This window comes from Saccharibacter sp. 17.LH.SD (assembly GCF_009834805.1).
Classification (GTDB): Bacteria; Pseudomonadota; Alphaproteobacteria; order Acetobacterales; family Acetobacteraceae; genus Saccharibacter.
The window spans coordinates 659,636-677,923 of record NZ_WVHO01000009.1 but is presented as its reverse complement, the minus strand read 5'-3'; the positions used below and the strand labels follow the sequence as shown (position 1 = coordinate 677,923).

Sequence of the window (18,288 nt, the reverse complement as noted above, 5' to 3'; positions counted from 1 at the left end):
AAAATTTCTATTTTACGGAACACTCACGCAAAAACTGGCTATTTCTGGGGAAACAGCTTTTAATCATAATGGTTACGACAGGAATAAAACCTGTAACCCCTGTCGTGTGAAAGCGAGCTTGAAAGTCTCTTCCCTGTTAAAAAAACTTATTTTCTTTAGCCTTATAGCCAATTCTAAAAACAAATACATTATGATTGAAAGGACGAGAAAATACATAAATCTGGGTCAATATTTTAGTAACTACATCTGGAAAAAAGTTTCACTCCAGACCCTAAAAGCCATCACCTAACACGCATAATCACGATAAATGACAACCTCTTAAAATTATGAAATACTTTTCCCAGCAGACATTCTCCTCTCTTTCTTACTATTATATGTAACGCAAAAGAAGGGCATGCTAGTAAAGTCGATAGGAAGGAATATTGCTCAATTGGAAATGGGTCTAGCCCTTAACCCCACTCTACGCTCCGAGCCTCAAACATTTCCATCCTGCTTCGCCCTTTATTACCCCACAGCCAAAGCTTCTGCCTGCTTCAACACAAGCTTAACCGCATTTGATGTCATATCGGGTGGATAACCATAATGTTTAAGAATGCGCTTGATTGCCACCCTCATTTTGGCACGCACATCGTCACGTTTCCACCAATCCACACCTGCGTTATTACGCACAGTCAGCACCAATTTTGTAGCGATAACACGGAGCTCCTGATTGCTCATTAGCTCCACAGCACTCTTATTTTGTGCCAGCGCATCGTAAAAAGCGCGCTCTTCTTTACTGTAACCGTCCTGAGGCTCATTTTGCACATCTTTTGCAAGATTAATCAGTTCTTGCAGAACCTGCACGGCTGTTACACTACGATTGTGATACCGCGCTATGGCTTCCTTAAGGCGTGTCGAGAAAGCCTCCTGCTGAACAACATTTGTTCGTGTTCGCGCCTTAATCTGCCCGTCAAGCAGTTTCTTTAACGCTTCAACTGCAAGATTGCGTTGCTTCATCCCTTGCAGCTCTAACAGAAACTCTTCGGAGAGAACGCTAATATCGGGCCGTTTAATGCCGCAAACAGACAAGATATCGATTACTTCTGTGGACGTCACAGCCTTATTAACGAGCTGCTGAATAGCAACATCACGGTCGTCATGCGTACGGTTCCCCCCTCCCGCATCAAGCTTGTCCAAGCTGGAGCGCACAGCAACAAAAAAGGCAACCTCCGTCGCATACTCTCTCACACGCGCATTACCAGAAGCGAGCTTATACCCCTTCACCAACGCCGCTACGGCATGTCGAAAACGTTTTGTTTCTTTATCGCTCTCACGATCTTTCTCTAAAAGATACTCAAGGGCATTCGGTAAAATAGCTAAGCGTTCCCCTGGCGTACCATCCAAAGCTTTGCTGTAATCAAACCCATGGAACTGTGCACGTGAAACATCGAGCGCATCGAGGAACGCCGCAACCGCCTCCCCTTCATCAATGCCTGTTTCATCCTGATCCGTCTTGGAATAATGCGCTAAAGCAGCCTTCAACTCAGCGGCAATCCCAATGTAATCGACAACAAGGCCCGCAGGCTTGTCCTCAAACACGCGGTTAACCCGTGCGATGGCCTGCATCAGCCCATGACCACGCATAGGTTTGTCAACATACAGCGTATGCATACAGGGCGCATCAAAGCCTGTAAGCCACATATCGCGGACGATCACCAATTTTAGCGGGTCTTTTGCATCTTTAAAACGCTTACGGATTATTTCCTGCCGCGCTTTGGACCGTATATGAGGCTTGAATTCTTGCGGGTCAGTCGCAGAGCCTGTCATAACGACCTTTACACAGCCCGTATCATCCGTTTCGCCGCCCCATTCAGGGTATGCCGCGATAATGCGTTTATACACTTCCACGCAAATACGACGGCTCATACAGACGATCATGGCTTTCCCATTCATCGCCTGTAAACGCGCGTTGAAATGATCCAGAATATCAGCAACGACCATATCAAGCCGCTTGTCTGCCCCCACTAACGCTTCCACGCGGGCCCATTTCCGTGCTTTAGCCGTTACTTGGTCTTCTGGTAAGGCTTCGGTAGCTTCACTGAACTCATCATCAAGGATGGCTGTAATCTCTTCATCCAGGTCAATTTTCACGACGCGGGATTCATAATAAATCGGCACCGTAGCGCGATCTGCAACAGCCTGTGCAATATCATAGATATCGATATAATCACCAAACACACCGCGCGTATCAGCCCCAACCAACTCAACTGGAGTGCCTGTAAAGGCAACATACACGGCATGAGGCAAAGCACGCCGAAGATGGAAGGCTAAGCCTTTTTTAATCTGACCTGTCTTTCTATCGATCTTTTCTTCCAAATTATATTGTGTGCGATGAGCTTCATCGACCAACACAATCACGTTTGAACGATCAGTAAGCTCCGGGAAGTCTTCGCCTCCATCTGGCCGGAATTTTTGGATCGTCGAGAAGATAACTCCCCCACTCTCACGGCTTAATGTCTGTTTCAAATCCTGTATGCTATCAATCTGTATGGGCTCTTCACCCAAAATCCCCTTACACCGCGCAAACGTTGCGAAAAGCTGATTATCCAGGTCATTCCGATCTGTCAGCACAAGGAGAGTGGGGTTTTTCATGGCAGGGTCGCGCATGACACGACCAGAGAGGAAAGCCATCAGAAGACTTTTTCCAGAGCCCTGCGTATGCCAAATCACCCCTGCTTTGCCGTCCCGCTCTTGTGCTACCATTATGGAACTATGAGCTTTCTGCACAGCATGGAACTGATGATATCCTGCTATTTTCTTGCTCAACCCACGGCCATCATCCTCAAACACGGTAAACCAACGCAACATATCCAGCATAATTGCTGGGGCCAGAAGCCCCTCTGCCAATGTCGCGAGCTCTAGCGTGGAGCCATGAGGAACAAGCGTATGTCCATCAACGGTTCGCCACCCCATATATCGATCAAACTCTGCCGAGAGTGATCCATAGCGAGCCTGCATTCCATCTGAAATAATCGTAAAGAGATTGGTACGGAAAAGCTCAGGAATATCATGCTTGTAGGTCGCAATTTGGTTCCATGCGGCCTTAATATCCGCCCCTGTGATTGTCTTAAGCTCCACCACAACCAGCGGTAAGCCGTTTAGGAAGAGCACAACGTCAGGAATACGCACCGTTGCCCCAGCTATATCGAACTGGCGCACAGCCAACCAATCATTGGCTTGGTTTGTCCAGTCAACAAGCCGAACGCGTTCATGCCGTTCTTCTTGTTCATCAGGCGACGTAAATGTAACTGGCACGCCACCGACCATCAGCTCATGCAGGCGGCGATTTTCTTGTAAAATATCTGTCGTAAAGACAGTATTCAGCACCCGTCGCGCCGCTTCTTTTAACGCTGAGGCCGGAAAAGTCGGGTTAAGGCGTTTTAAGCTCTCTGAAAAAACCGAAGTGAGAATGGCATCACGAAAGCTTTCCCGTAATGGTGAGCGATGTTCTGGGGACACATCCCTGCCCTGCGCCAGTCTATAACCCAACGGCACAAGGCTTTCCATGAAATGTGTTTCCAGCTCTGCTTCACTCACCCATGCCATGATGTCAAAGAACCTCCTCGACCATTTCTTTCGCTTTCCCCACCCTTAGCTCTCCCGACATGAGACGAGGGAGAAGTGTGTCACGTAGGGTAGTGAGGGTTTGGGATTGTTCTCTTAGAGAACGAATATATTGGAACCACATGGTTACAATACTATCAAACTTTTTCTGTACTATTAAAGATGCCTTCAAAAAGGGAATTTTTTTTAAGTTACTCTGATTTAACTTCATTTGAACAGCTCCATTTACAAAACCTGAAATATCCACTTGATCAAAGAAACATTTTAAATGAGGAATTGAAATATTCTTACCTTTTAATACATGAGCATGGTTATTCACCCAGGCCGGCCCCCATATATATTGGGTAAACGGCCTCCCACTCTCTTGGATAACTGATCCGTCCTCTCCAAGCAGTAACAACTCCTCATCAAAAAGAAACTCATCTACATAATCCATCACAGAAGTTGCTCCATAGTACGGAATACTCCCATTTTTTTTCAACCGCTGGGCCTTTGATAATGGTCTCCGTTTTGAATCAAAAATTTCTAATTCATCTCCTATATGACATATATGCCACCCCTCCGGCAGCCCATCTTCCCCGAAACGATCAGGGAAAAGGGCAGCCGTAGCCGCATCCATATGAGCAGGAGCACGACCTGCCGCGCGCGCATGAACGGGATCAAAATCAACAAACCACGAACGATACAATGCCCGCGCCATTTCCTCCAATGTTGCTGCTGTCTTGCGATTATTTTCTATCTTGTCGTCTAACGCTCCCAGAACAGCCGCTATTTCTTTTTGTTCGGCGAGTGGGGGGAACTTTACTCTCTCTTGATGAACATCATTGCGATTGACACCAGGGACGCCACTCTTGTCATTAAATTGGTGCCAGTCCAACGTTTTTAAGAAATAATAACAGAATCTAGGAAAGTTTTCTCGAAAATCAACTATATACAATGACGTATTTAATGGCCAAAAAGGGTGTCTACAGAAAAATATCTGTCCAACTGTACCATATCGTCCAGCAATAACACCCGGTCCTTTTACTTTGTAAGCCGAATGATAACCACTTAATCCCGAAGATGATATAATCGGAAAATCTCCCTTCTCCCGCTTGGAGTATGGAAGATCATAGCCACGTTTTAATTCTATCAAATCGCCCAGTTTACGAGTTTTCCACCCCTTCATCCCAACTCTCCCAACCGCTTCTCAATCTCAGCCTCTAACCGGCGACCTTCAGCGAACTGCTTCTGCAATATCGCTTTCAAGCGGGAGAATTTTTCCTCAAAGGGTTCGTCATCTTCTTCAACCGCCTCAGCGCCTACATAACGGCCGGGCGTGAGGACAAACCCATTAGCGGCAATCTCTTCTGTGGTCGCTGACTTACAGAAGCCGGGGACACCCTCATACGCACCATCACGCGTTTCGCCACGCCATGCGTGATAGGTAGCCGCGATATGGTGCACTTCCTCTGCTGAAAGTTCCTTTTGCTTGCGAGAACCAGGAACAAGAGCCCCCATCTTTCGCGCATCAATAAAAAGCACCTCGCCACGTCGATCACGCAGTTTCTCATCCATAGCGAGACCGTTGGATTTGTCTTTGGCCAAAATCCACAAACACGCCGGAATCTGTGTGCCGTAAAAGAGCTGACCCGGGAGAGCGACCATGCAATCAATGGCCTCACCTTTTACCAAAGCCTCGCGTATCTCTCCTTCCCCACCGGACATGGACGACATGGAACCATTCGCCATGACAACACCGCCAATTCCTCTGGCCGATAGGTGAGCATAGATATGCTGGATCCACGCAAAGTTCGCATTACCAACAGGTGGCACTCCAAACCGCCAGCGCTGGTCTTCTCGCAACAGCTTTCCCGACCAGTCTTTAATATTAAAGGGCGGATTTGCGAGGATATAATCGAACCGTTCATCAGAGAACTCATCACGCAGCAAAGTACCCTCTGAATTCCAGCGTACATCAGCAAAGATACTACGGATCGCAAGATTCATCCGGGCAAGCCCAAACGTCGTATGGTTCCTCTCCTGCCCGTAAATAGCGATATCATCGCGTCGCCCTTGGTGGGCAGTTATGAACTTTTCTGACTGAACAAAGAAGCCTCCCGTCCCGCAGCACGGGTCATAGACGCGCCCATGAGTCGGCTCGATCATTTCAATCAACGTCTCAACAATGGATTTTGGCGTGTAGAATTCTCCACCCCGCTTGCCCTCTTCTCCGGCAAACTCACCAATACAATATTCATAAACCCGACCGATCAGGTCAAAGTCTGCTTGAGTGCCATTCAAGGGCAGCTTGTTAGAAAATAAATCAATCAACCCACTGAGTAAGGTCGGCGCGATACTCTCACGCCCAAACCCTTTAGGAAGAGCCCCTTTCAAGATCGGGTTTTCAGCCTCAATCTTGCGCATCGCCTCATCAATTTTGATGCCGATTTGCGTATCTTTCGCCTCTGCCTTCAATGTCTCCCATCGCGCAACTTGGGGAACAAAAAAGACACTTTCAGCCAGATATTCGTCGCGATCCTCTGGGTCTCCCCCTTCAGAAACAATCACCTCTCTCTGACGAACGAACGCTTCTGAGACATAGCGTAAAAACAACAAGCCAAGGGCAATATGCTTATACTCCCCAGCATCCATAGCCCCACGCATTTTGTTAGCTGCAGCAAACAAGGTTTTCTCAATGCTCAAAATACGCTCCTAAGGGTCATGTTTTGAGGCAATGATACCGACTGGGGCGACAATAAGAAAGAAGCCCATTTCTCGTTCAGAAGCACATCCAGCTTACACTGGGGACCGCGAACCTAACGCCTGTTTTTCTCGGGATACGATACGGCCCATTAACGATAATTTTTCCTACCTTATACGATATCTAATATTGCAGATACTATCCCACGCTAGGTCAACAAAAAGGAAGAGGCACATCACAACATGGCGGGCTGTCACAACACGCTATGAAAAAACAGCATCATCCTTCCTCTCTATTGTCCTCATCGCCGCTACAGCAGATCATATTAAGACCCAACAGGGCATGGTCGATTACAAAGCACGCGGCGGCCCCAAAACCCAAACTTATCTCGCTGAAATCGAACGCCTCGCCAACACAAAAATAATCTACGGCCATTGGCCCAAGCTTCCTGGCCGCATCGAGGAGTAACGAAAAAAACGATAGGAGGTCACCACTATGTTACACATTTATAGGTGAAGGATTCAAAATTTATAATCAGTGTAGGATGGACATTTTGTCTCGACGGAAAACAATTCTCTTACTTATCATGCTGCTCACAGACGTCTGTGCTGCATACCCTTCCCTCGCAGTGGCAGTATGCTCACTTTTTTTATGGGACATGCCACCCAGCAGAAACTCGGGGGCGTTTTTTTTTCTATGTTCCCTAACTCTTCTTTTCCAAGCAATGCCGCTCTTCGTTGTTATTAATTTCTTATTGGTGTCTGTGGAGCTAATACGTCGCCGCCCAATAAACACTATTTTATGGATAGTGACATTAATAAGTTTTATACCTTCGCTCTTAGTTGCGTTCTTAACTGCGTGGTTTACCGCTTCAATATTTCATGTTCTCTGATGGGAAACCATCAGAACACGCGGAAATCGATACCGTTTGTAACTCACTGTAGGCTTGCTCATGTCCTCATCTAACACGCAAAAATTAATGTGACAGCACCAGACGATATACTGCGCCGGAATAGCACATGAATTGCAGGCTTATACTGACTTGGAAGAACTTCCTACAATGATGCGGGATTATGGGAATGTGCGTGCTGAATGCCGCGCTGTCTTAGCAGGCCCGAGCTATCCTCACGGCTAAACCGCCGTGTCAATTATAACGATGAATCGTGCATTCCGATGAACTTCCGTGAACGCACAACACTACGGCTACATGCACAAAAACAAACGAAAACTGGCTATTTTCTGGGGGGAATGGTTTTTGATCATGGTGGGTACGACAGGGATTGAACCTGTGACCCCTGCCGTGTGAAGGCAGTGCTCTACCGCTGAGCTACGCACCCATGATGTAATGAGCGGCTTTCTACCAGCCAAGAGGCTCACTGACAAGAGCCTCCCCATCACCTAACGCCTTTTTAAAAGCCAAACATATGGTCTAAAGAGAATGCCCCTTGGCCGTTATCCAATCCATGATACCCAAATAAACGGCAGGTTAAATCACGGATCAGCACATACCCGCCTTCCCCAGCCTCTTGCAACGCGTCTTCTGGGAAGAGCTGATATGGGCGTACAATGAAGGAGCCAGAAGGCTGCAGGCTTATCCGTGTCTGCGCGACCTTTCCACCATCCGCACGATAGAGATGCAAATCCGTTTCGGATGGTTTACGCCCAGCGACTGACGTTGGATAAATGAGGCAACAAAAGCTCCAGAAGGACATATTTTCATCATTCTGCCCAAGCTTGAGAAACAGACGCGTCGTCAAGCCGGGTGGTGGCCCTGAATATGATTGCGGTTCTGAGCGCCAGGTCATCACCGTGTTGAAAATATGCCCCCCAAAACTCGTTTCAGCCGCGTGGTCACTTTGCCGGTCGCGATAACGCATCAAAGCATGTAACCACCCGTCAGCCTCCCCTCCGTCACGAAAATCATAAACGAGATCCGCATGGCCTGCCTGGTCTGTTAACTCATGCAAGGCGAGAGCTTTACGATGATGTCGTGGTAAATTTCCTAAAAAATGAGAACCAACCTCACGCCCTTCTTCGTCAAAAATATCAATACGAAGAGGTAATGTTTTAACCGCCTCTGACATCGGGTTAGGCTGCACGATGCTCTCAAACCGTTGAGGGTCCAAAACAGGGAACGGTAAAACAAAACCACGCCCCAGAGAGGCTGGGAAAGCTTTGATCGCAGGGTCTGGTGTTAAATCACGCCGCTCAACATTAAGATGCGCAATCCGCGTCCGCCCGCGTTGTTTAATCTCGTAGCGCGGCCGGACAACATGTTGCCCTGAACGGAGCTCCAACTGTGCTGGCCATGTGAGCTCAGGGAAAAGCGTGCCAACATCCACAGCTACCGTCTCGTAAGGCCTAATCTCCCGCACTATGGAGCGATGATCCTCCTCCCCCATCGGATTAAAGGTAATCGCCCCCTCAGGAATGGATGTGCCATGGCTATTCTGTAACCAAACCGTGACGATTTCATCTCGGTCGGGCGCTGGTAGCGTAGCAAAACGCATTGATGGCCAAGAATTAGCGTCGTGCGTTACCGAGAGGCTCGGGTTTCCGTTTCGGCCAAACGTATCAAGCGCATATTTAACAACATCATGCCCCTTCGCCCCAATAACATGCACAAAGAGCTGTCCGGTAAAGGGAGGAAGGTTAAAGCGCTGTCGCACCTCACGACTATCCACCACAACGCTCGCATTCGCCTCCGTCAGGCTGTGCTCCCACTCCGCCAGAACATGCCCATTTTGATCAAAAAGACGGAACCAATAGATGAGTTTTTCTGCCCCATAATTTGACCAATAATTGGCCGTAACCAAACGCGTTGAAAATTCTTCATGATCGCGAAAGAAAGCAAAATTCGTCGCAAAATTAAGTTTATCTAAATAACGTCGTTTATAAGGAAGGAATGACGATGGAAGGCGCGCTTTTTCCAAACTATAGAGAGGACGCCCATTTAAAAGCCCCTCTAGACGTGCCTGCATCTTGGCATGCTCAAACGACGCCACCAGAACACACTCTACCTCAACGGCCGGAAGCTCCACGAGGGCTTTCAGTGTTCCTCCTAAACCATCAGGCTTCCCAACCTGCTCTGTGTCATGGGTCAACACCACGCTGGGCTTCAATGCGGGGTTCAGCCCTATAAGCGTTGGGAGATACCCTTCTGGGTCATAGATCGCAAAAAACCGACCAGACAATTCACGTTCTAACGCTCGCAAGACATCCACCACCAAGGGATGAGACAATGCTTTATACAAGACATTGCCCCCTTGAGGGCCAAACGTACAGACATTGAGCATAAACCTGCCTTCTCTGTTCAGAGCATAATGCGACGATGTATTTCTTCTGCCGCTCGCGTAGTATCGTCAAGTTTTTCTACCGGCTGACGCGCCATATTAACATCAAAAGACTGTACGCGCCCAACCCTCATCAGGAGATCAATAAATTCTCCTATACGTGTGGAATGCCCCGTTAAAGGCAAAATACCAACAGGTTGTGTCGTCGCCACGGCTTCAGAAATCATTGACACACTATCAGTTGTCACAGCCAGACAATCCGAACACGCCAAAATACCGGCATAAGGATTCTCTTCCCCCTCCCCCCCCCTAAAACATGCTCCGTAAGGCTCAAGCCGCTTTTTAAGAAGAGCCACCGCTCGCTCACTTGTCCGCCGTGACGAGGTCACAACACAATGCACCTGATGCTGTTTGATGAAGGCCTCCATTTTATCAGCAATGATCTGTGCCTCCAGCTCCCCAAAACGATACCGACCGTTAGATCCCCCCAGCAATACACCTAAAACGGGCTTATCATCACATCGTATGATAGAGGCCCAGCGCTGCCGTGCCTGCTGTAGAAAATCCTCCGTCACGCCATGCATGGCCGTCCTTGCCACGCACACATTCTCTCCCTTTAAACGATCATGCGTATTCGCAACCACGAGAGCATAGGGGTGAAGAGACGTCCGTGGATTTTGAATCTGCACAACAGGAAGACCATAACGCTTCCCTAACGCAGCCCCAACCACCGCACCGCAACCGCCAACACTCATGATCAGCCGTGTTTCAGGAGAAAGCTGTATCGGTTCAATCACGCTCAACGGGCGCACCCATAATCGTGATGGGAGCCGTTTCCAGATAGTCTCACGTTTTATGATGGGCTGCTGACTGTGTCGAAAACCGGCTCTCTCTGCTAAACCTCTCGCCTGAGACCACATTCCAACAAAATTTTCTGCTATAAGTGTTGCATGCATCGGCAGGCTCCGTCAGGGATAACAACTCTCTATCTCTCGAATTCACTTCCATCTGACAAGAACATTCATCATGGCCCCCTCATCCCCTCCTTCCCCCTCATCACAAACAGACTTCGAGAGCCTTGGCCTTCTTCCTGTTCTTTGCCAAACCGCACGGACCTTAGGGATGAAACGCCCGACACCGATCCAGCAAGAAGGCATTCCCGCCCTCTTACAAGGGCGCGATGTTCTCCTCCCCAGCCAGACAGGAACAGGCAAAACCGCAGCCTTTGTTCTCCCTGCCCTACAAAAACTCGCTCATATCAAAGAGAAGGAAGGAACTGAGGACTTCTCAACACCACGTATCCTCATTCTTGAACCGACACGCGACCTTGCCATGCAAACGGCGGGTATTTGCCGGCAATTAGGGCGCCAACTTTCTGTCCGGACACGCGTTATTTGTGGAGGTGTCCCGCGCGCTCAACAGACACGTGCCCTCGCAGAGGGCGCGGATATTATCGTTGCCACGCATGGTCGGCTTTTAGAGCTTGTCGATAATGGAGAGCTTATCCTGAGCGAACTCATCTATCTCGTACTCGATGAAGCTGACCGCCTTTTGGATGAAGAATTTTCAGAAAGCATGACGGCCCTTGTGCCCTATATGGCTGATCGCCCTCAAACAGTCTTCTGCTCTGCCACCCTCCCTGAGCCCGTCATGGCATTGGCCCGTAAGGTGACACATGACCCGGTGCGTATTCTTCTTCCAGAAGAAAGCGTTACACCCCGCCGTCTCCGCCAACGCGCCCTCTTTATTGAAGAACATGAGAAAGAGAAAACGCTTCTCACCTTCTTTACGCAAAGCCTTCCTCAAGGAAGAAGCATTCTTTTCGTCAAGACGAAACACCGTGCGGACGCGCTCGCACGTCTATTACGGAGGAAAGGCTTCAACGCCCTTGCCCTTCATGGCGGACAAACACCCGGAGAACGCAAACAAGCTCTTGCCCGTTTCCAGAGCGACACACAGAACATACTTGTCACCACAGACATCGCAGCGCGCGGGCTTGATATCGAGGATATTCAACTTGTCATCAATGTGGATCTCCCCCCCAAACCGGACACTTATGTACACCGCATCGGGCGTACCGCGCGCGCGGGCCGCAGCGGCCGCGCCCTTTCTTTCATCTCTGTGACTGAAAGAGGGCTATTGAGAGAGATTGAGCGGCATATTAATCACCGCATTCGTATCGTCACACACGATACACTCCAGCGTTGACAGAACGGCCAACGCTGGAACGAGACATCTTACGCTGATGCGCGATCGTAAATTGGGAAACGATGGCACAATTCAAGCACTTCCTTATGGATACGCTCGATTGTCGCTGTATCGTCTTCCCCAGCGCTCAGCACTTCGTCAATCATACGACCAATTTCGCGGAATTCTGCTTCACCGAAACCACGTGCCGTTGCCGCTGGGCTGCCCAAACGTACCCCAGACGTCACGAAAGGTTTTTCTGGATCGAACGGAATAGCATTCTTATTCGCCGTAATTCCTGCGCGTTCCATCAGCTCTTCAGCTTTCTTCCCCGTCACCTTCTTTGGGCGAAGGTCAACGAGCACGATGTGACTATCCGTCCCACCAGTCACGATATTGAAACCACGTGATGACAGCTCATCAGCCAATGCACGAGCATTTTTAAGAACGTTCTGCTGGTAAACCTTGAAGTGATCCTTCAACGCATCACCAAAAGCCACCGCCTTACCAGCGATCACATGCATAAGCGGGCCACCTTGAAGCCCTGGGAACACAGCAGAGTTAATTTTTTTGAACAACTCAGCATCATTCGTCAGGATGATCCCCCCGCGAGGGCCTTGCAGTGTCTTGTGCGTCGTTGACGTTGTGATATCTGCATAAGGAACTGGGCTTGGATAAAGACCAGCCGCAACCAACCCTGCATAATGGGCCATATCCACCATCAAAGAGGCCCCAACCTCATCCGCAATACGACGAAAACGTGCGAAGTCGATATGACGTGGATACGCTGAGCCACCCGCTACGATGATACGTGGCTTATGTTCACGGGCCAGGCGCTCCATTTCTTCATAATCGAGCAAACCATCTTCCCCGCGCACACCATATTGCACAGCGTTGAACCATTTACCTGAATAGTTTGGCGCGGCACCATGGGTAAGATGCCCACCAGCGGCCAGGCTCATCCCCAGGATGGTATCACCTGGTTTGCCCAGCGCCATAAAAGCCGCTTGGTTAGCATTAGCGCCAGAATGTGGCTGAACATTCGCAAACTCAGCGCCAAAGAGCTTGGTAACACGCTCGATCGCTAGGCTTTCAACCTTATCAACCTCAATACACCCGCCATAATAACGACGTCCAGGGCGACCCTCAGCGTATTTGTTCGTTAAGACAGATCCTTGCGCTTCCATAACGGCAAAAGACGTCATGTTCTCTGAGGCAATCAGCTCAATCCCATCTTGTTGGCGTTTTAGCTCACTATTGAGCAACGCACTAACGGCTGGATCACGTTCTTTCAGCGGGCTATGAAAGAAAGATTTTAGATCAGTCTGGCTGGTATGTTCAGGCATCGTCGTCCCTGTCTCCGGAAATTACTCACTTTCCTTATAAAGGCACCACCGAAAAACGTCTATCACTACCTTGCAAAAGAACGTCCCCGATACCCTACTCTCAGCCTTGCATTCAGTGCGTTTTAACATACGCTACGGCATTCATAATCTCTGCCGTCACCTCACGAGGATGGCTTATCATGACCACGTGGCTCGATTTAATCCGTAACGTATGGGCCTTAATATGCGCAGCCATCGTCTCCTGTAAAAGTGGCGAAATCATATGGTCGTCTTCCGTAACGATATCCCACGAAGGCTTAGTTTCCCACGCTGCGTATGTTACAGGCTGCAAGAGCGCTTTTTCGGCCCATGGTCCCTGAACAGCAGAAAGAACTCTCGCTTGCTCTTGTGGAATATCCGCCGCAAAGTCCCGCACAAAACTATCTGATGTCAAATGAAGGAAATTGAAATCATCTTTCACAATCTGGGGATTACCCAGACCTTTCGGGCCTCTCTTTTCAATCGCAACGACATTTTCACCCTTATCCGGCGCAAAGGCCGCCACATAAACCAGTGCCTTCACTTTAGGGTCATCCCCTGCTTGGGTAATCACCATACCCGCCCAACTATGCCCCACCAACACAACCGGCCCTGGGGCTTGCGCAATGGCACGCTTCGTTACAGCAACATCATCATCCAACGACGTTAAGGGGTTTTGCACCGCTACGGACCGAATACCCGCTCTCTCGAGACGCTGGATAACCCCGCTCCAACTAGACCCATCAGCAAACGCACCATGAACGAGAATAACCGTCGGTGTGATCGTTTTTGATGATGCCGTATCTGCCGCCCCATTCCCAGGAAGCACCACCATGAGAGAAACAATGGCAAGCCCTACAAGGAAAGAAAACCCAACAACACGCCCCCTCGTAAGTGGAAATACGCGACGTAACATAGCGGCGCCCCTCTTAAAGATCCTTAAATAAAGAAGGGCATTTTTTGGAAAGAGTCGCCAATCATATTTTCGTGATTTCGTTACTATATCGCACTTAAATCATATCATAGTGGCCGTTTTCACCATGGCGGCATTTTATACGCCGAACATGAGACAGAGAGAATAATCCAACGCTGCATCAGCGTAAAAAACTATGGCTCCCTAGGAGTAATTCAGCCATCTCATCCAGTCGTGCTTTATGGCGCTTCCAATCTGGCATGACATACCCGAGAAGCTGCCAAAAACCAGGACCATGGTTATGTTCCTTTAAATGGCACATCTCATGTAAAATGACGTAATCAATACAATCACGCGGGGCTTTTACCAAATATGGGTTAAGGGTAATGATATCACCTTCTGGCGAGCAATTTCCCCACTGCATCCGCATGACCTGTAATTTCAACTCAGGGGAACGTATGACCCAACGCATTGACGGGAGAAATACATTCAGACGTGCACGAAATACCTCTTGTGCCCGTGTAAAATACCATAATTCCAACAGCTTTTGGATGCGTAAAGCATGACGCTTCTGGACTGATATTTCTATTTGACTGCGGAACATCCTCACTCTCTCAGGAGCATCAGGCAGATGATATATTTTTAAAACATGCCGCCGCCAGAGATAGAAATGGCTTTCTCCGCTAACATAATCACGCGGGATCACATGTTCTTGAACAGACTTGAAACCCTGTAATTTCTGCCAAATCCACCGCGTTTTTTGGCGTAACGCATGCTCTAAATCGACCTCCGATGTACCTTCTGGAACAATAACCTGAACACTCAGATCTGGCTGGACTTTAATACGCAACTTTGTGCGTAAGCGCGTGCACGGTATGAGTGTGATACGGATAGGTTCTCCACCATAGAATAATACTCGTTCCATCCTGCTCAACCTTATGGTGCCTCCATGGAACCCACGCGCATGATTTGTATCACCTGTTCAAGTATCTCTTGGGCCTTATCCACCCCAAAACCCACCTTCTGCCCCATTGTAAATAATAAAGGAAGCAGCTCTTTGCGTACTGTTCTTTCCATATCCGTACGATTAAGCGAATTTTCTCGAACAGCCTTATCGACAATGCGATCCATCTTAAAGGCCAAATCAATCCAAGACTGCTGTTCAGCCTCCGTTCGCTTATGATTGAAAATATCGGGAAGCGCTCTTATTAACACCCCGTAATAAGATTGCGCATGACGGTGCCCATCAAAAACAGAAGGAATATCATCCAATTTTCGCTGCTCAACCTGCTCTTCAAACTCTTTAAAAAGCATGAATTGTTTTAAGGGATGGTCAAATAGGCTTTCTGTTTCTTCAATAACTTTTCGTAATAAGCTGGAGAAAGCTTCCTGTGCATAAGGGTCATCTTGCATGTCATATTCAATGACTTTCGTCACACGAGAACGAATGAGATCAGCCTCATTGCGCGTTTTTTCTTCGCTCCAATTTTCTACTGGCGCATCCTCTGGTCTCTGCCCCATACGGCCAACCGCATAGACCCCTTCAGAGTCATGAACTGTCACACCCGCCACATGCCGATCAAGCAGCTTCTTCACCTGCTCGGCATAATGATCAAAATCGATCGTCTCGCCTGTATCTTGTAAGATCATCTGACGCAGACTGGTCATCTGCTTTAACGTCTCTTTGTAATTACGACGGTCCTCCTCCGTGAAACTCGTATCCTCAAAGAAAGCAACAGATTGCAACGCAACTTTTAAACAAGCAGCAAACTTTGCCAATACTTCATAGAAATCATCACGCCGTTTCAGATTAACATCCACCATCTGGCCATGCTCCTCTTCCATACGAGGAACCAACACAGACCGCAGCTGCTGAAAGTCGCTTGTATTCTTCACACCATCGAATACATCCCAGAGCGCCTTATATAAAGCCGGGAGTTCGCGATATTCCACACCCATTTGACGATATAACCCAGCGAGATCATTGGGGTCATACCCACCAACATTTTTTGCGGCGAGCTCCTCATATTTCGCCAAGGTTGTATCAAGCTCCGCTAAAATACCGCGATAATCAATCAGCACTCCATGCTTCTTTTGGTCATGCAAACGGTTCACACGGGCAATAGCTTGCAGCAGGTTATGCTGTTTCAAAGGCTTATCGATATACAGCACAGTATTCTTAGGTTCATCAAAACCCGTCAATAATTTATCAACAACAATAATTAATTTCAGATTGGGGTCTTTTTCAAAACGCTCAATAACATCCCGCGTATAGTCATCCTCATTCTGGTCTCCCACATTCTCCTTCCACCAACGTTGAATCTCGGGTTGTTTGCACTCATCAACCTCCGTATGCCCTTCACGTGTATCAGGGGGGCTCATCACAATAGCGCTTTCAAACAACCCGACATCATCAAGATATTGCTTGTATCGAATAGCGGAGAGCTTACTGTCACACGCCAGCATCCCTTTGAGATCTTTATCAATATTATTGTCAAAATGCGTCGCCAGATCCATCGCAATCAATCGGATGCGATCATCTGCTTTATAGAGCTGATTGGCCCGAGCAAAACGCTTTTTAAGGTCCGTCACTTGCGGCTCTGTTAACCCCTGTGTGATGCGCTCAAACCAGGCATCAATAGCGCGGTCATTCACCTCTAAATCCGGCCTACGTTCCTCATATAACAACGGGGTAACGGTGCCATCCGCCACAGCCTGCTGCATGGTATAAGAATGAATAAGTTTGCCAAAACGGCTCGTCGTCGCGCTACCTTTCAATAAAGGCGTACCAGTAAAAGCGATAAAAGCAGCATTCGGCAAAGCATGTTTCATGCGGGCATGATTTTCACCGCCCTGGCTACGATGGCCCTCATCCACCAACACAATAATATCCGCACTGTCATTATGGCATTCGGGATACCCTGTAGCGGTATGAAATTTATTGATGAGCGAGAAGATAATACGCTCATTCCCATGCCCAATCTGCTGTGCCAAACGCCGGCCCGACGTAGCTAACGCCTCTTGCTTATCTTTTTTATCGGCCAACTCCCCGCCTGTCGAAAACGTCGTACTGAGTTGGCGCTCCAAATCTTTACGGTCCGTCACCACTAAAATACGGCATTGCTTCAACGCCTCGTCCAAAATAAGCGCACGGCTGAGGAACACCATCGTGAAGGACTTACCAGACCCCGTTGTATGCCAAACAACCCCGCCCTCACGCCCACCATCATGACGGCGGGACTTAATACGCTCCAACAAACGCTTAATGCCAAAAACCTGCTGATATCGAGCGATGATCTTGCCGTTTTTGCGGTCTACCAGCGTGAAAAACCGCGTCATCTCCAATAAACGTTGAGGTGAGAGCAACCCGATCAAAAGCCGGTCTTGATGCGTCACGACTAAGGGGCGAGAAGACCAAGTATCAAACCATGCACGATCAGTTTTTTACGCTCTCGAAAAAGTATATCTTTTTGTGCTGTAGAGAGTGGTGTGTTTTTAAGGCGCTCCATCTCTCTTTCTGGAATATCTTCCTCCGTCCATGAGGCCCAAAATTTTAGTGGGGTGCCACAGGTGCCATAACGTCCCTCATAACCCGTGATGGACAGCAGCAACTGGCTATAAGCAAAAAGCTGTGGAATTTCATCTTTTCGCTGATTCCGCAGAGTTTGAGAGATACCCGCCTCAACCGTTGGCCCCTTCCCCGGCTGACCATCTGGGCGTTTCGCCTCAATCACTGCCAAGGGAATCCCATTGACGAAACACACAATATCCGGCCGGCGGGTTTGCGTTTGGTCTGTACGGGTAACGCTGAATTCTTCCGTAAAGGTAAAACTATTTTGATCTGGATTATGCCAGTCAATCAACTCAATGGTCGGGGTCGCTTTACGGCCATCAATAAACTCTGTCACGGCAATGCCGTAGAGCAGATGCGTGGTCATTTTCTCATTCGCATCCCGCAAGCCAGACACAAAGTCCGGCTGGGAGACAATGGAGATGAGGCGATTTATCGCTTGGTCCGACAAAGCATGCGCGCGCCCCTCAAAGACAAAGCGACGCTTCTGAAGTTCTTCCCTCAAAAGCGAGCCCAGCACCACCGCCCCTTGATCTCCCCCACGCAAGGCCAAGGCTTCAGAAGGCGGTAAAAAATGCCAGCCAAGCGTGCTCAGCAACGCCAGAGCGGGCAATTTGGCGCTATATTCTTCCTGAAACCGTGGAGCGGAGGACATAAGGGATCACTATCCTAAC

The 18,288-nt window shown here is 48.6% G+C and carries 10 protein-coding genes, 1 tRNA gene and 1 pseudogene; 2 read left to right on the top strand and 10 right to left on the bottom strand.

The annotated features are described in order from the left end of the window. Positions 1-504: 504 nt before the first annotated feature. The 3 genes from GS501_RS04395 to GS501_RS04385 are packed head-to-tail and all read right to left on the bottom strand — an operon-like array spanning position 505 to position 6,288. On the bottom strand, positions 505-3,585 hold the full coding sequence (locus GS501_RS04395) for a type I restriction endonuclease subunit R (RefSeq protein ID WP_160830607.1): 3,081 nt from the start codon (positions 3,583-3,585) through the stop codon (positions 505-507). Between the two features lie 4 nt (positions 3,586-3,589). Beyond that, complete coding sequence (locus GS501_RS04390) at positions 3,590-4,771, bottom strand: restriction endonuclease subunit S (RefSeq protein ID WP_160830606.1); 1,182 nt, start codon at positions 4,769-4,771, stop codon at positions 3,590-3,592. After that, positions 4,768-6,288, bottom strand: a complete 1,521-nt coding sequence (locus GS501_RS04385) for a class I SAM-dependent DNA methyltransferase (protein WP_237442393.1) — start codon at positions 6,286-6,288, stop codon at positions 4,768-4,770. The genes GS501_RS04390 and GS501_RS04385 overlap by 4 nt, the downstream gene beginning before the upstream one ends. A gap of 187 nt (positions 6,289-6,475) precedes the next feature. Here GS501_RS04385 and GS501_RS09840 point away from each other — a divergent pair, with 187 nt between their 5' ends. Continuing rightward, positions 6,476-6,754: a hypothetical protein gene (locus GS501_RS09840; protein WP_202405292.1), complete on the top strand. Its 279-nt coding sequence runs from the start codon at positions 6,476-6,478 to the stop codon at positions 6,752-6,754. Between the two features lie 794 nt (positions 6,755-7,548). Here the strand turns inward: GS501_RS09840 and GS501_RS04375 are convergent. From GS501_RS04375 to GS501_RS04365, 3 genes are all read right to left on the bottom strand, one after another. Next, a tRNA-Val gene (locus GS501_RS04375) sits at positions 7,549-7,623 on the bottom strand. A 72-nt stretch (positions 7,624-7,695) separates the two neighbouring features. Then, a complete protein-coding gene (locus GS501_RS04370; RefSeq protein ID WP_160830605.1) occupies positions 7,696-9,582 on the bottom strand; it encodes a hypothetical protein in 1,887 nt (628 codons plus the stop codon). A 17-nt stretch (positions 9,583-9,599) separates the two neighbouring features. Continuing rightward, positions 9,600-10,535 carry a mitochondrial fission ELM1 family protein gene (locus GS501_RS04365; RefSeq protein ID WP_160830604.1) on the bottom strand — a complete coding sequence of 312 codons (936 nt, stop codon included), beginning with the start codon at positions 10,533-10,535 and terminating at the stop codon, positions 9,600-9,602. A gap of 70 nt (positions 10,536-10,605) precedes the next feature. On the opposite strand from GS501_RS04365, the gene GS501_RS04360 reads away from it, so the two are divergent. Beyond that, on the top strand, positions 10,606-11,787 hold the full coding sequence (locus GS501_RS04360; protein WP_160830603.1) for a DEAD/DEAH box helicase: 1,182 nt from the start codon (positions 10,606-10,608) through the stop codon (positions 11,785-11,787). A gap of 29 nt (positions 11,788-11,816) precedes the next feature. Here GS501_RS04360 and glyA read toward each other — a convergent pair whose 3' ends face one another. The 4 genes and pseudogenes from glyA to GS501_RS04340 form a co-directional block, all read right to left on the bottom strand. After that, positions 11,817-13,112 carry a serine hydroxymethyltransferase gene (gene glyA, locus GS501_RS04355; protein WP_160830602.1) on the bottom strand — a complete coding sequence of 432 codons (1,296 nt, stop codon included), beginning with the start codon at positions 13,110-13,112 and terminating at the stop codon, positions 11,817-11,819. Positions 13,113-13,224: 112 nt separating this feature from the next. Then, entirely contained in the window at positions 13,225-14,046 is an 822-nt protein-coding gene (locus GS501_RS04350; protein WP_160830601.1) for an alpha/beta fold hydrolase, read from the bottom strand. Between the two features lie 178 nt (positions 14,047-14,224). Then, positions 14,225-14,968, bottom strand: a complete 744-nt coding sequence (locus tag GS501_RS04345; RefSeq protein ID WP_160830600.1) for a M48 family metallopeptidase — start codon at positions 14,966-14,968, stop codon at positions 14,225-14,227. Positions 14,969-14,979: 11 nt separating this feature from the next. Further along, positions 14,980-18,269, bottom strand: a pseudogene (locus GS501_RS04340) (type I restriction endonuclease subunit R). Positions 18,270-18,288 lie beyond the last annotated feature (19 nt).